Consider the following 14323-nt stretch of genomic DNA (forward strand, 5'->3'; position numbering starts at 1 on the left):
GCGCTGCTCGTTGGCAGCGGAGCACTCAGCGACGACCTTTGACGCCTGCCAACGGCACCCGCAGTAGACCGGCCGGTCCAACTTCCGTGATGGATGCGCGTGGCTGAGGCGCCCGGGGCCCGTTGGCGTCGTCTCGTCTCGGAAGCGGGTCAGGCGCCGGGCCGTCGGCGCGAGCCGCGTAGGTGGCTGCCTTCGGCGAGAAGTGCCCGCAGTGTGGCCTCGACACGCGGCCACTGGAACATCACCTGCTCGTAGGTCAAGCGCAGGACTCGGTATCCGAGCCTGTTCAGCACCAGGTCTCGACGGCGGTCATTCCGAGAGTGCCACTCCGCGGAATGAAACTCCTTAGAGTCGCACTCGATGACGAGGCGATCGCCGACAAGCAGGTCCACATCGCCGACGCCGACCACGTGGAACTGCGGAGTGACGCGCACGCCGCGCAGCTGGAGCCACAACCGGACGATGCTCTCCGTGCCGGATTGGCTCCGCGCATCCACGAATTTCAGCTTCTCGCGCGCGCTCACGGCGAGCGGGGCGGCCAGCTCGGTGAGCGAGCTTCGCGTGATGAGGCGCAACTGGAGCGCCGAGTCGGCGACGACGACAAGGTCGCGTTCGGGGAGGCACAGGAGCGCGCATTCGAGAGCAAGATCGATGTCGTCAACCGCATGCTTCTCAAGCGGGCGAGCTTCATGGACTGAGGCTCGATGCAGGACCACTTCGCCCGTGCGGGGGTTGGAAGACGTTGTGCGCGTGATGCCGAGTGCGCTCGCTGCGATTCGCACATGCACCCCGGAGTGAGGCGGAGTCCATACTCCTTGCGAACTGAGAGCCGTGAGGCAAGTGGCGCGACCGTGCAGGCGCACAGCTTCAACGACTGCGGCGGAGGCGTCTGGCGTTGCAAACCAGCCAGGCGAAACCCGCCAGAAGGTCCCTTGTTTGAGCGACGCCTCTAACCCGCGGCGAGTTCCGCCCTCTCCATTCCATTCAGCGCGCGAGAAGACCCCTCCGTTGGTTCGCGCGGGCGCTCTCGCAGTTGCTGGTTCTGGCATGCGCCAAGCACAGCGCAGATCTACCGACCCGTGAACAGGAAGCTGGCCTCCTGTGGAGTCGTCGCCATCCACAGCTCGCCTGCTGCGAAGTACGTGTCCAACTTTCGTGATGGGAGGCGAGCACAGAGCGCCGGCGTGCCCGAAGTGGCCGATTCATCACGGAAGTTGGCCAGCAGCAGCAGCAGACTGACCGAAGCGAGCGGAATTCGGGTCAGTGGAAGATGATCGTGCGCTGCCCGTCGAGCAGCACGCGGTGCTCGGAGAACCACTTCACGGCCTGCGTGAGGGTGCGCGATTCTTCGTCCTGGCCGATGGCCATGAGCTCCTGGGGCGCACGCGTGTGGTCGACGCGGACGACGTTCTGCTCGATGATCGGGCCCTCGTCGAGGTCGCTCGTCACGAAGTGCGCCGTCGCGCCGATGAGCTTGACGCCGCGGGCGTGCGCCTGACGGTACGGGTTCGCACCCTTGAAGCCGGGCAGGAAGGAGTGGTGGATGTTGATGGCGTGGCCTGCGAGTTCTGCGCAGAGCTCGGGGGAGAGGATCTGCATGTAGCGGGCGAGGACGACCAGCTCGATCTGCTGCTCCTCGACGACCTGCAGGATGCGGGCCTCGAAGGCCGCTTTCTCGTCTGGCCCGGTGACGGGGAGGTATTCGAATGGCACCTCGTAGAACTCGGCGAGGCTCGCGAGGGCTTCGTTGTTCGCGAGGACAAGCGGGACGTCGATGTGGAGGTGGCCGGAGCGTTGACGGAAGAGGAGGTCGTTGACGCAGTGGCCGGCTTTCGTCGCGAGGATGAGGGTGCGAACGGGGCGGCCGGCCTCGTCGAGGGAGACCTCGGCGCTGAAGCGCTCGGCGACTGGCTCGAGGCGGGCGAGGAGGTCCTCGCGGCTGGCGTCGGTGCGGATGTCGACGCGCATGAAGAAGCGACCGGTGTCTGTCGAGGAGAACTGCTGGAGTTCTTCGATGTTGCCCGCGGAGTCGACGATGGCTCCCGTGATGGCGTGGACGATGCCGGGCTGGTCTGGGCAGTTGAGGGTGAGCACCCATCGAGTTGCTTCTTGAATCACCACATCAGGGTAGCCGTCCTGCGCCTGAGGGGTAGACTTCACTGTGGTCGTGCGTATCGCTCGGCCCCCGGCGTGCCGGTACGCACGCAGTCGACTCCCTGGCGAGGGTTCCCGCTCGCCCGGAGTGCGCCGTTCGGATATTGCGAATGACTTCTCTCTCTGCTCCTGTGATGACGTCTGCCCCCAGGCTGCCGCTCGTCCCCCTGATCGCGCTTGCGTTCTCCACGTTCATCAGCGTCACGATCGAGATGCTGCCAACTGGCCTGCTCGAGCTCATGACCGTCGACCTCGGCGCGACGCGTGCGGAGATCGGCTGGCTCATGACGATCTTCGCCTTCACGGTCGTCCTGACGAGCACCCCGCTGACGGCGCTCACGAAGCGCGTCCCTCGACACGCGCTGCTGGTCGTGGTCCTCGCGGTCTTCGCGATCGGCTCCATAGCTTCGGCGTTTGCGCCCACGTACGCGTGGCTCGTCGTGACGCGCGTGGTCACGGGCCTCGCCCACGGCGTGTTCTGGGCGGTCGTCGCCTCCTATATCTCGCTCATCGCCCCGAAGGAGCTGCTGACGCGGGCGGTGTCGATCACGCTCGGCGGCGGCGCGATCGCCTACGTCCTCGGGGTGCCGATCGGCACCGCGCTCGGGCAGGCGTTCGGCTGGCGGTTCGCGTTCGGCTCGCTCGCGGTCGTGACGCTGCTCGTGGCGGTGCTGCTCTGGTTCCTGCTGCCACGCGTCAACCACCTTGACGACTCCTATTACACGCGCCCGATCGCGCTTCCGGATGACTCGGATGAGGATGCGGTGTCTGCGAAGCGCGTCCGCTTCGCGCAGCGCTCGCTGCTGACGGTGATCCTGCTGTGCGTGATCACGCTCATCACGATGACGGCTCAGTACGCCTTCTACTCCTACATCTCGCCGTATTCGCTCGACGTCATCGGCTTCCCCGTCGAGACGCTGAGCCTCGTGCTCTTCGCCTACGGCATCGCCTCGGCGGGCGGGACGGCGCTCGCCGGTGTGTTCTTCACGGCACGGCCTCGCGTCGGCCTCGCGACCGGTTACGGCCTCATGCTCATCGCCGTGACGCTGCTGCTGTTCGCGCACGACACGACGGTGGCGCTCATCGCGCTGGTCATCTGGGGGCTCGGGATGGGTGTGCTGCCGCCGCTGCTGCAGTCGCGCATCCTGAACGCCGCCCCGTCGCGCCACCGCGACCTGTCGAGCGCGCTGTACACGTCGGGCTTCAACTTCGGTATCGGCTCGGGTGCGCTCGTGGGCGGTCTGCTGCTGGATGCGGCGGGTCTCGTGGCGCTGCCGGTGTTCTTCCTGGCGATGGTCGGGCTCGGCCTGGTGAGCGCGCTGGTGCTCGACGCGGTGCTGGCTAGGCGTCCGCTGCAGCAGACGAGCTGACGCCGGACGAGCTGAACGCCGCCGGGGTCGCCGCTGGCAGGGTGATGGCGGCGGTGCTGAGGCCGGTCGCGCTGAGGTCGTCGGCGACCCGCTGGAGTCCGTCGCGCACTGCGGCGATGGTCGGCGACGCCGCGCTCGCGGTTCGGATCGACGTGAAGATCTCGCGCCGTGGTGCACCCGCGAGGCTGAGGAATCGCACGTTGGGCGTGGAGTGGGCCCAGGTGAGGTCGTTGAGGATGCCGACGGCGTGGCCGGTCTCGATGAACCGCATCTGCGCCTGCAGGTCGGCGGTCTCGTAGCGCACGTCGGGTTCGAAGCCCGCGACGCGGCACTGCTGCTCTCCCCAGTGGCGGGATGCTGAGCCCTGCGGTTCCATGACCCAGGAGAGCTCCGCTGCGTCGGCGAGGGTGGTGACGGGGGAGTCGACGGGCACGGCGAGGCGCAGCGCGTCGCCGGTGAGGAGCCGCTGGTCGAGCCCGGGGTGGTGGGGCGCGGCGTGGCCGGGGTACTGCTCGGCGACGACGACGTCGAAGTCGCCCGCGAAGGTGTCGAAGAGCGCGGATTCCGGTTCGTGCTGCACCATCTCGATGCGGAGGCCCGGGTGCTCTTCTTCCAGGACGCGGAGGAGCGGCGGGATGAGCGTGAGGGCCGCGGATTGGAACACGGCGATGCGAACCGTGCCGACGGCGCGGCTGGTGGAGGCGAGGACCTCCTGCTCTGCGATCTCGAGTCGTTCGAGGATCTCGGCCGTGTGCCCTGCGAGGATCTCGGCCTGCTGGGTGAGCTGCACGCGGCGCCCGTGCTTGCGGAGGAGTTCGACGCCGAGTTCGGCTTCGAGGGCCGAGAGCTGCTGCGAGACGGCCGACGGCGAGAAGTTGAGCGCCTTGGCGACTTCGGCGAGGGTGCCGCGGAGCTGCACTTCGCGGAGGAGTCGGAGCTTGCGTACGTCGAGCATGATCAATCATCACACGCGCTGACGGAAACGCGTCAATTTCCTTCACTTTACCTAACGGAAGTCGGGTGCCGATACTGGTCACATGACCGCCACCGAGACGCCTGTCTTCCCCACAGATTCCCTCACCGAGCTCGCGCCGGAGGCTGTCGCGCTCGTGCGCCGATGGCTGACGGAGGCGGCCGAGATCCCGGTGGATGCATCCGCCGCTCAGCTCGCCGGCGTGCTGAAGGATCCGCAGGGTCTCGACTTCACGGTCGGGTTCGTGGACGGGGTGGTGCGTCCCGAGGACCTCAAGGTCGCTGCGCGCAAGCTCGGCGCGATCGCCGATCAGGTGCCCGGCTTCCTGCCCTGGTACATGAAGAGCGCCGTGCGGGTCGGTGGCACGGTCGCGCCCGTCCTGCCTGGCGTCGTCGTGCCGGCCGCACGCAAGGTGCTGCGGGACATGGTGGGGCACCTCATCATCGATGCGACGGATTCGAAGCTCGGGCCCGCGATCGAGAAGATCCGCGGCAAGGGCGTGCGGCTCAACATGAACCTCCTCGGCGAGGCGGTTCTCGGCAAGAAGGAAGCGGCGCGTCGTCTCGACGGCACGACGAAGCTCCTGGCTCGCGACGACGTCGACTACGTCTCGATCAAGGTCTCCTCCACAACCGCACCGCATCAGCCGTGGGCGTTCGACGAGGCCGTCGCCGATGTCGTCGAGGAGCTGACTCCGCTCTACCGGCTCGCCGTGAAGAGCCCGACGCGCAAGTTCATCAACCTCGACATGGAGGAGTACAAGGATCTCGAGATGACCATGGCGGTCTTCACGCGCATCCTGGACGACCCCGAGTTCCTGAACCTCGAGGCCGGCATCGTGCTGCAGGCCTACCTCCCAGACGCGCTCGGGGCGATGATCCGACTGCAGGAGTGGTCAGCGGAGCGCGTCGCGCGTGGCGGTGCACCGATCAAGGTGCGGCTCGTGAAGGGCGCGAACCTCCCCATGGAGCGCGTCGAGGCGTCGCTGCACGGCTGGCCGCTCGCGACGTGGGGCACGAAGCAGGATTCGGACACGAGCTACAAGCGGGTCATCGACTACGCGCTCACGCCTGAGCGCGTCAAGAACGTTCGCGTGGGTGTCGCTGGCCACAACCTCTTCGACGTCGCGTTCTCCTGGCTGCTCGCCCAGCGCCGGGGCGCAACCGACGGCATCGAGTACGAGATGCTGCTCGGCATGGCGCAGAGCCAGGCCGAGGTCGTGAAGCGCGAAGTCGGCGGGCTGCTGCTGTACGTGCCGGTCGTGCACCCGCAGGAGTTCGACGTGGCGATCGCCTACCTCATCCGCCGCCTCGAGGAGGGGGCGAGCCAGGACAACTTCATGTCGGCGGTGTTCGAGCTGGCTGACAACGAGGAGCTCTTCGAGCGCGAATCGCAGCGATTCATCGCGTCGCTCGACGTGCTCGACCGTGAGGTGCCAGCGAGCAACCGAGTGCAGGACCGCACGGCGCAGCCAGCCCCGCTGCCCGCTGATCGCTTCGAGGAGACTCCGGACACGGACCCGTCGCTGCCCGCCAACCAGGCGTGGGCGCGTGGAATCCGCGAACGCGCAGAGGCGTCCACGCTCGGCGCAGAGACCATCGAGGCGAACACGATCGGCACTGCCGGCGAACTGGATGCGCGCGTCACGCGTGCCGTCACGGGCAGCCAGTCGTGGGGTGCCCTGTCCGGCGCAGCGCGTGCCGAGATCCTGCACCGGGCGGGGGATGCGCTCGAGCGGCGCCGGGCTGATCTCATGGAGGTCGCCGCGTCCGAGGCGGGTAAGACCCTTGACCAGTCAGACCCCGAGATCTCTGAGGCCATCGACTTCGCGCACTACTACGCGGAGCTCGCCCGTGGGCTGGACAACGTCGACGGCGCATCCTTCGTGCCGTCGAAGGTCATCGTCGTGACGCCGCCCTGGAACTTCCCCGTCGCCATCCCGGCTGGATCGACCCTGGCCGCGCTCGCGGCGGGCGCCTCCGTCATCATCAAGCCGGCGCGGCCAGCGGCTCGCTGCAGTGCCGTCATGGTCGAGGCGCTCTGGGAGGCTGGCGTGCCGCGGGAGGTGCTGCAGTACGTGCAGTTCTCCGACCGCGAGCTGGGCAGCGAGCTCATCAAGAACCCGTCGGTCGACCGGGTCATCCTCACTGGTGGTATCGAGACGGCCGAACTGTTCCGGTCGTTCCGCCCCGAGCTGCCGCTGCTCGCTGAGACGAGCGGCAAGAACGCCATCATCGTGACGCCGAGCGCGGACTACGACCTCGCGGCGAAGGACGTCGTGGCGTCGGCGTTCGGCCACGCAGGGCAGAAGTGCTCCGCCGCCTCCCTCGTGGTGCTGGTCGGTCAGGCGCAGCGCTCACGCCGCTTCCGCGAGCAGCTGCTCGACGCGGTGCGCTCGCTCACGGTCGGCTACCCGTGGGACGCGCCGTCGCAGATGGGGCCGATCATCACGCCGGCCTCTGGCAAGCTGCTCGACGGGCTCACGACGCTCGGCGCGGGGGAGCGCTGGGTGGTCGAGCCTCGCCAGCTCGACGACAGCGGGAAGCTCTGGAGTCCTGGCGTGCGTGCGGGCGTGCAGCGCGGCTCCGAGTTCCACCTCGTCGAGTACTTCGGCCCGATCCTCGGCATCATGACGGCGGACACGCTCGAGGAGGCAATCGAGATCGTCAACGAGGTCGACTACGGGCTGACGTCCGGCATCCACTCGCTCGACCGCGGTGAGGTGGCGCAGTGGCTCGACACGATCCAGGCGGGAAACCTCTACGTGAACCGGGGCATCACGGGCGCGATCGTGCAGCGCCAGCCGTTCGGCGGGTGGAAGAAGTCGGTCGTCGGATGCACGACCAAGGCGGGCGGGCCGAACTACCTCGTCGGCCTCGGGACGTGGGAGCGGGCCCGCGCCGTCGACATCGCACCGGTCTCGAACGCCAGCGCGCAGACGCTCCTGGATGCGGCGGTGGCGATCGCGAAGGCGCAGCCGGCGGTGCTGACGAGTGGTGACACCGCGATGCTCGAACGCGCGCTCGGCAGCGACGCGCAGGCCTGGGCGGAGGAGTTCGGGCGCGACCGCGACGTGCAGGGGCTGTACGCCGAGCGCAACGTCTTCCGGTACCTGACGTTCCCGGGTGAGATCACGGTGCGGCTCTCCGAGGATGCACGCGTCGCGGATCTCCTGCGGGTCGTCGCGGCCGGACTCGTCGCCGGAGCGCAGCTGCGGGTCTCGACGGGGGTCGAGCTGCCCTCGGCGGCCAAGGCAGCGCTCGCGGGGGCCGGCGTGCGCATGCGGGCTGAGTCCGACGCGGAGTTCCTCTCGGTCGCAGGTTCGCTTCGAGGTGGGCGGATGCGTCTCATCGGCGGCGATGCGGTCGCGTTGGCGCGTGCCGTGGACGGCCGGGTGGACCTGGCGATCTACTCGGGAGCAGTGACCGAATCCGGTCGGGTGGAGACGCTGCCATTCCTTCGGGAGCAGGCGGTGTCCATAACGGCGCACCGTTTCGGCACGCCGAACGCGCTCACCGAGGGTCTTCTCTCTCGGTGATGTTCGATCGCATTCGAGGTCGCTGAATACCCCGCGATTCTCCAGCCCGTCTTCTCTCGGTATTCTGATCCGAAGGTTGGGCAGGCTGGTGTCGGGGGTATTCAGTGCCGGGGAATGCACGTCAGGATCTCAGTGAGTGGCTCGGTAGGATCGCGCACTCGGGGGAGTCGTCAGGCTTCTTCTCCGCCGATGACGTAGATCCCGGCGCATTCGAGGAATTCCGCGGAGAGTCGGGCTTGGCCCAATTCACGGGCACATCGACGACGATGAATGCCGCGGCGGGCGCGGATTTCCACGCGTACCTCCTGAATACGCACGTCGGAACCGTGCAGCTCTTCGGCAGCCTTCGCCGGAGTTCCGGCTCGGAACGCGAGGGCGTGGATATCTCTCGCATCGAGAGCGAGAAGCTCGTCGTCATCGGAATGATCCGCGGGTCGCTCAAGTTCCGAACCGGCAGCCTCTCTGGTGTGCTCAACCCCGGCGACGTCCTCGTCGTGAACTCGAAGCATCCACTTGTCACGGCGAGTCTCGGCCCCATCGAGACGCTCGGCTTGGCCGTGCCCCTCGACGATGTCGCGAACGATGCGAGAATCACCGTCAGCGACCGCGCCGTCCGCCTGCCCGAGACGGCTCTGACCGCTGCCTTCCTGGCGTTCATCGGCCGCTACCTGGTGGAGGCGACGTCGGGCACCGGGGGCGGTCGCCGGTCGCCGGCCAGCACGGAACCCGTGCTCCACGACCTGCTGCGGGCTGTCCTCGCGCAGGTGACGCTTCCGGCATTGACACCCGCCCAGCATTCGCTGCGGATGAAGGAGGCGGTGCGCGAACTCATCGAGAAGTACCACGTCATCCAGGGCTTCGACGCGGACAGCATCGCGCGCGCCCTGCACATCAGCAGGCGGAAGCTGTACCGCGATCTCGCCGATGAGGCCGACGGCATCGCGGGGCTCATCGCGGCACGCCGGGTCCAGTCGGCGGCGGCGCTCCTGGTCGAGCAGCCGCAGCTCTCGCTCAGCGACGTGTCGGCTGCGGCGGGTTTCGGGGATGCGACCACGATGCGGCGACATTTCCTCACGCGACTCGGCATGACACCCGCCGACTACCGCAAGGAACGCGCCTGACCGCGTAGCCTCATGTCTGCGGCTCCGGGCTCCCGCGGCGGGCTCGCCGAGGCGCCAGGCGCAGCGTAGCTCCCCGTTCCCTCATCGCCGACAGAAGGATGACCGTGGCCTCGTCCATTCACCGCCCAGCGCTCGTGACCGCGAAGATCGGGTTCGGTCTGCTCGCCTTCTCCTCGATCGTGTCGGAGATCGCGACGATCGTGGAGCGCGGCACCTGGGTGCCGGAGAACTTCTTCGCCTACTTCACGATCGAGACCAACATGCTCGTCGTGCTCTCGCTGCTGCTCAGCGCCGTCGCGACGGCGGCCAACGCGCAGGGGGCCCGGATCAACGCGTTCCGCGCCGCCGTCACGGTCTACATCCTCATCGTGGGCATCGGCTTCGCGCTGCTGCTCTCCGGCCTGACCGATGTCGACTTCACCGCCGTCCCGTGGAACAACACCGTGCTCCACTACGTCATGCCGGTCGTGATGCTGATCGATCTCCTCATCGACCGGCCGGCGAAGCGCATCCGGTTCGGCACGGCGCTCATCTGGCTCATCTTCCCCGCTGGCTACGCGGCCTTCTCGCTCGTGCGCGGCAACCTCATCGGCTGGTACCCCTACCCCTTCCTGAACCCAACGGAGCAGGGCTACGCGCCGGTTGTGCTCACGATCATCGGCCTCGTCGTGCTCGGGGTCGCGCTCACCTGGCTCGTCACGCTGCTCTCGCGGCGACCAGGCAAGTCGCGCTAGACTTCTGACGGCCGCGACTGGCGTTCAGGTGGGTCACCACCGGGGAGCGGCTCTTCGGGTTTCGAGCCGTTCGCCTGGGCTCGCCGGTTCACGACCACATGTTCGCCGTGCCATCCGGTTTTCTGAAGGAGCCTTCGTGACCGATACGTTCAATTCCCCACTGAGTGAAGTCGACCCCGAGATCGCAGCGGTCCTCGAGCAGGAGCTCGACCGCCAGCGCTCGACACTCGAGATGATCGCCAGCGAGAACTTCGTTCCGCGCGCGGTCCTCGAGGCCACCGGCAGCGTCCTCACCAACAAGTACGCCGAGGGCTACCCCGGTCGCCGCTACTACGGCGGCTGCGAAGTCGTCGACATCGCCGAGAACCTCGCCATCGAGCGCGCCAAGTCGCTGTTCGGCGCCGAGTTCGCGAACGTCCAGCCGCACTCCGGCGCAACCGCCAACGCCGCCGTCATGCACGCCCTCGCGCGCCCGGGCGACACCCTGCTCGGCCTCTCGCTCGACCACGGCGGACACCTCACGCACGGCATGAAGATCAACTTCTCCGGCCGCCTCTACAACATCGTCGCCTACGGCGTCGACGCCGAGACCTCGCAGATCGACATGGAGCAGGTGCGCGAGCTCGCGCTCGAGCACAAGCCGAAGGTCATCGTCGCCGGCTGGTCCGCATACCCGCGTCAGCTCGACTTCGCGAAGTTCCGCGAGATCGCGGACGAGGTCGGCGCCTACCTGTGGGTCGACATGGCGCACTTCGCCGGACTCGTCGCCGCTGGCCTGCACCCCAACCCGGTGCCGCACGCGCACGTCACGTCCAGCACTGTCCACAAGACCATCGGCGGACCCCGCTCCGGCTTCATCCTGACCAACGACGCCGACCTGGCGAAGAAGATCAACACGGCTGTCTTCCCCGGCCAGCAGGGTGGCCCCCTCATGCACGTCATCGCCGGCAAGGCGACGGCGTTCAAGCTCGCGGCGACGGACGACTTCAAGGACCGCCAGGAGCGCACGCTGCGCGGCGCGAAGATCGTCGCCGACCGCCTCCAGCAGGCCGACGTCGCCGGCGCCGGCATCTCGGTCCGCTCCGGCGGAACCGACGTGCACCTCATCCTCGTCGACCTCCGCAACGCGGAGATCGACGGCAGGCAGGCCGAAGACCTCCTCCACGAGGTCGGCGTCACCGTCAACCGCAACGCGGTCCCCAACGACCCGCGCCCGCCGCTCATCACGTCGGGCCTGCGCATCGGCACGCCCGCGCTCGCGACCCGTGGCTTCGGCGACGTCGAGTTCACCGAGGTGGCCGACGTCATCGCGCTGGCACTGCTTCCTGACGCGGATGTGCCCGCCCTGCGTGCTCGCACGAAGGCGCTCGCCGACGCGTTCCCGCTCTACCCGGGCCTCGGCGAAGCATGACCGCTGCCGCACTCGACGGCAAGAAGGCCGCGGCCGACATCAAGGCCGAGCTTCGTGAGCGCGTAGCCGCGCTCGCGGAGCGGGGCGTCGTGCCCGGACTCGGGACGATCCTCGTCGGCGACGACCCGGGGTCGAAGTGGTACGTCGCGGGCAAGCACCGCGACTGCGCCGAGGTGGGCATCGAGTCGATCCGCGTCGACCTCCCCACGGAGACGACGCAGGAGGAGCTCGAGGCGGAGATCGATCGCCTCAACGCGGATCCGGCCTGCACGGGGTACATCGTGCAGTTGCCGCTGCCGAAGCACATCGATCAGGACCGCGTGATCGAGCGCATCGACCCGTCGAAGGACGCGGACGGCCTGCATCCCACCAACCTGGGTCGCCTCGTGCTCAACGCCAACGACCCGATCGTGACGCCGCTGCCGTGCACGCCTCGCGGCGTGATCGAGCTGCTGCGCCGCAACGACATCTCGCTGAACGGCAAGCACGTGCTCGTCATCGGGCGCGGTGTCACTGTCGGCCGCTCCATCGGTCCGCTGCTCACGCGCCGCGAGAACAACGCGACGGTCACCCTCACGCACACGGGAACGCCCGACATCGGCGTGCTCGCGCGCGAGGCCGACGTCATCGTGTCCGCGGCGGGTGTCGCCGGCATCGTGCGCCCCGAGTGGGTCAAGCCTGGCGCTGCGGTGCTCGATGTCGGCGTGAGCCGTGTCGACGACCCTGAGACGGGCAAGTCGAAGGTCGCGGGCGACGTCGACCCCGGTGTCTGGGATGTGGCGGCCTGGGTGTCGCCGAACCCGGGCGGAGTCGGGCCGATGACTCGCGCGCTGCTGCTCGAGAACGTCGTCGAGCAGGCCGAGCGCCTCAACCCGGCGGTTTAGCCCCACACAGCGAAGGGCCCGAGCAGTTCATCGAACTGCTCGGGCCCTCTGCCGTCGCTCCCGGATCCCGCGCCGCGGCCGCCGCGCGTTATGCCTGGGGCCGTCGCTTGCGCACCGCAGTGATGCCGAGCACTCCAGCACCGCCGGCCACGAGGGCGACGGCGAGCGTCACGAGCCACGACGCGTCAGTCGCGCCAGTCTGGGCGAGGGTGGGGCTGCCGCCGGCCTCAGCCGTCGACGTCGGTGCCGTCACGGGCGGGGCCGCGGATGCGGTCGGCGCGACGGTCGTGCCGGGCGTGGGGACAGCGGTGGGCTCCGCCGTGGGTCCTGCCGTCGGTGGGGCGACCGTCTCGACTGGGCCTGCGGTTGTTGTCGGTGTCGGTGTCGGCGTGGGCGTCGGCACTTCGATTGCCAGCTCCGGGGTCGTCGAGGGGGCGACCCGGTGCAGGGTTGCCTGCTCGTAGTCGTAGGACATCGCGAGGAGTGCGGCGTCCTGGCTGCGCGGTGCGGCGAGCTCGAGGCCGACCGCGGCGCCCGTCGACGTGAAGCCGGCGGGCAGCGAGACGGTCGGGATGCCGGTGTTCGCGCCGAGGTCGCAGAACGTGGTGCCGGCCCAATCTGGCGTCGCGGAGGTGGCGCTCGTCGGCATCGCGAGGGCGTCGAGGTTGTTGTCGATGAAGAACTGGTCCATCGCGGCCTTGCCGGCATCCTGCTCCGCCACTGCGGCGTCGTAGGCCGCGTTCGGGATGTCCTCGTTGCTGAGGAAGTAGTCGATGTCGTCCTGCGTCATCGACGACTTCCCGTCGGCGATGACGTCGGCGAAGGTCAGCTCCTCCGGGTCGCCCGTGAGCTCCGCCAGCCCTTCCGGCCAGGACGCGGCCGTGCTGGTGAAGAACGAGTCGATGCTCGGGCGCATGTCGATCCAGCCACCGCTCTTGAGCGTGCCGGTGAGGAACTCGCTCGTGAAGGCCGGCACCTCGACGACCTCGGCGCCCTGGGCGCGGAGATCTTCGATCGCCTGGTCGATGAGGGCGGTCGTCTCCTCGAGGCCGGGGCGGTCCGGGTTCTCCTCGTAGTCCCAACGGATGTAGCCGATGCGCTGCCCTTCGAGGGCGGAGTCGCTGAGGCCCTCGACGTAGGAAGTGGTGTCCTGCTCGTTGGCGATGACGGTCTGCGGGTCGGTCGGGTCGTACCCGGCGAGCACCTCCATGAGGAGTGCGGCGTCGGTGACCGTGGTGGTCATGGGGCCGGAGACGTCCTGCCGCAGCGAGAGCGGCACGATGCCGGTGACGCTGGTCAGGCCCATCGTCGGGCGGTACCCGACGAGGCTCTGGTGGGCGCTGGGGCCGACGATCGAGCCGCAGGAATCGGTGCCGAGTCCGGCCGGTGCGAAGGCAGCGGCGACGGCCGCTCCGGTTCCGCCGCTCGAGCCGCTGGCGCTGTTCGCCTGGTTGTACGGGTTGTTGGTGCGCCCGCGTTCGGAGCTCAGCGTGTAGGTTCCGTGCCATGCGAACTCGGAGAGGTTCGTCTTGGCGATGATGATCGCGCCGGCGTCGCGGAGGCGCTGCACCGCTGTCGAGTCGAGCTCGGTCTGGTAGGTGTGCAGGGATGCGCTGCCGGCGGTCGTGGGCATGTCGAACGTCGCGTAGTTGTCCTTCACGAGGATCGGGACGCCGTGCAGCGGCCCGCGCAGGGTGCCGGCGGCGCGCTCGGCGTCGAGTTCGGCGGCCGTGCTGAGCGCCTCCGGGTTGGCGAGGATCACGGCTGCCAGGCCGGGCTGGTCGCCGTACGGGTTGTCGTAGGCGGCGATGCGGTCGAGGTACCGCTGTGTGAGGTCGACGGAGGTGGTCCGTCCCGCTTCGAGGAGCACGAGCGCATCCGTGATGCTGAGGTTCACGACCTCTGGTGCTGCGGGGAGCGTGACCTCGGTGCTTGGGGCACCGAATGCTGACGGTGCGGTGAGGGCGGCGCTCAGGGCCAGGCCGGAGCAGAGGGCGGTGGCGGCGGTGATCTGGGTGACTCGGCGGAATGCGGGCTTGTGTGGCAACGGAGACCTTTGCGAGGAGGGGACGACGGGGATGTCGTCAGTCTCGGCTGGTCTGGTTTCGCTGCTGTTTCGAGCGTGTTTTGTTTTTCGC

The 14323-nt window shown here is 68.4% G+C and carries 11 protein-coding genes and 1 riboswitch; of the genes, 7 read left to right on the plus strand and 4 right to left on the minus strand.

Translation table 11 applies throughout. The features are described 5' to 3' along the window. Positions 1-149: 149 nt before the first annotated feature. Complete coding sequence (locus ACQFZP_RS00480; protein ID WP_374100750.1) at positions 150-434, minus strand: endonuclease domain-containing protein; 285 nt, start codon at positions 432-434, stop codon at positions 150-152. On the opposite strand from ACQFZP_RS00480, the gene ACQFZP_RS00485 reads away from it, so the two are divergent. Next, positions 336-698 (plus strand): hypothetical protein, encoded by a 363-nt coding sequence (locus tag ACQFZP_RS00485; RefSeq protein ID WP_249311977.1) that lies wholly within the window; start codon positions 336-338, stop codon positions 696-698. The two genes, ACQFZP_RS00480 and ACQFZP_RS00485, sit on opposite strands and share 99 nt — an antisense overlap. 562 nt (positions 699-1260) lie before the next feature. Here ACQFZP_RS00485 and purU read toward each other — a convergent pair. Further along, positions 1261-2118 carry a formyltetrahydrofolate deformylase gene (purU, locus tag ACQFZP_RS00490; RefSeq protein ID WP_374100733.1) on the minus strand — a complete coding sequence of 286 codons (858 nt, stop codon included), beginning with the start codon at positions 2116-2118 and terminating at the stop codon, positions 1261-1263. A 170-nt stretch (positions 2119-2288) separates the two neighbouring features. Between purU and ACQFZP_RS00495 the strand changes: the two genes are divergently transcribed. After that, complete coding sequence (locus tag ACQFZP_RS00495) at positions 2289-3524, plus strand: MFS transporter (RefSeq protein ID WP_249311979.1); 1236 nt, start codon at positions 2289-2291, stop codon at positions 3522-3524. Here ACQFZP_RS00495 and ACQFZP_RS00500 read toward each other — a convergent pair. After that, on the minus strand, positions 3496-4479 hold the full coding sequence (locus tag ACQFZP_RS00500; RefSeq protein WP_211889989.1) for a LysR family transcriptional regulator: 984 nt from the start codon (positions 4477-4479) through the stop codon (positions 3496-3498). The two genes, ACQFZP_RS00495 and ACQFZP_RS00500, sit on opposite strands and share 29 nt — an antisense overlap. Before the next feature lie 82 nt (positions 4480-4561). Between ACQFZP_RS00500 and ACQFZP_RS00505 the strand changes: the two genes are divergently transcribed. The 5 genes from ACQFZP_RS00505 (at position 4562) to ACQFZP_RS00525 (ending at position 12185) form a co-directional block, all read left to right on the plus strand. Continuing rightward, positions 4562-8035, plus strand: a complete 3474-nt coding sequence (locus ACQFZP_RS00505) for a bifunctional proline dehydrogenase/L-glutamate gamma-semialdehyde dehydrogenase (protein WP_211889990.1) — start codon at positions 4562-4564, stop codon at positions 8033-8035. A gap of 236 nt (positions 8036-8271) precedes the next feature. Next, positions 8272-9156 (plus strand): AraC family transcriptional regulator, encoded by an 885-nt coding sequence (locus tag ACQFZP_RS00510; protein WP_211889991.1) that lies wholly within the window; start codon positions 8272-8274, stop codon positions 9154-9156. A gap of 104 nt (positions 9157-9260) precedes the next feature. After that, a complete protein-coding gene (locus tag ACQFZP_RS00515; RefSeq protein WP_179556283.1) occupies positions 9261-9890 on the plus strand; it encodes a Pr6Pr family membrane protein in 630 nt (209 codons plus the stop codon). 3 nt (positions 9891-9893) lie between these two features. Continuing rightward, a riboswitch (ZMP/ZTP riboswitch) is annotated at positions 9894-9977 on the plus strand. A gap of 49 nt (positions 9978-10026) precedes the next feature. Continuing rightward, complete coding sequence (gene glyA, locus ACQFZP_RS00520; RefSeq protein ID WP_104253973.1) at positions 10027-11301, plus strand: serine hydroxymethyltransferase; 1275 nt, start codon at positions 10027-10029, stop codon at positions 11299-11301. Further along, positions 11298-12185, plus strand: coding sequence for a bifunctional methylenetetrahydrofolate dehydrogenase/methenyltetrahydrofolate cyclohydrolase (locus ACQFZP_RS00525; RefSeq protein ID WP_211889992.1), 888 nt, complete (start codon positions 11298-11300; stop codon positions 12183-12185). Before glyA ends, ACQFZP_RS00525 begins: the two co-directional genes overlap by 4 nt. An 88-nt stretch (positions 12186-12273) precedes the next feature. Here the strand turns inward: ACQFZP_RS00525 and ACQFZP_RS00530 are convergent, their stop codons facing one another. After that, on the minus strand, positions 12274-14232 hold the full coding sequence (locus ACQFZP_RS00530; protein WP_249311980.1) for an amidase: 1959 nt from the start codon (positions 14230-14232) through the stop codon (positions 12274-12276). Positions 14233-14323 lie beyond the last annotated feature (91 nt).

This window comes from Pseudoclavibacter sp. Marseille-Q434, from assembly GCF_050315415.1.
Lineage (GTDB): Bacteria > Actinomycetota > Actinomycetes > Actinomycetales > Microbacteriaceae > Pseudoclavibacter.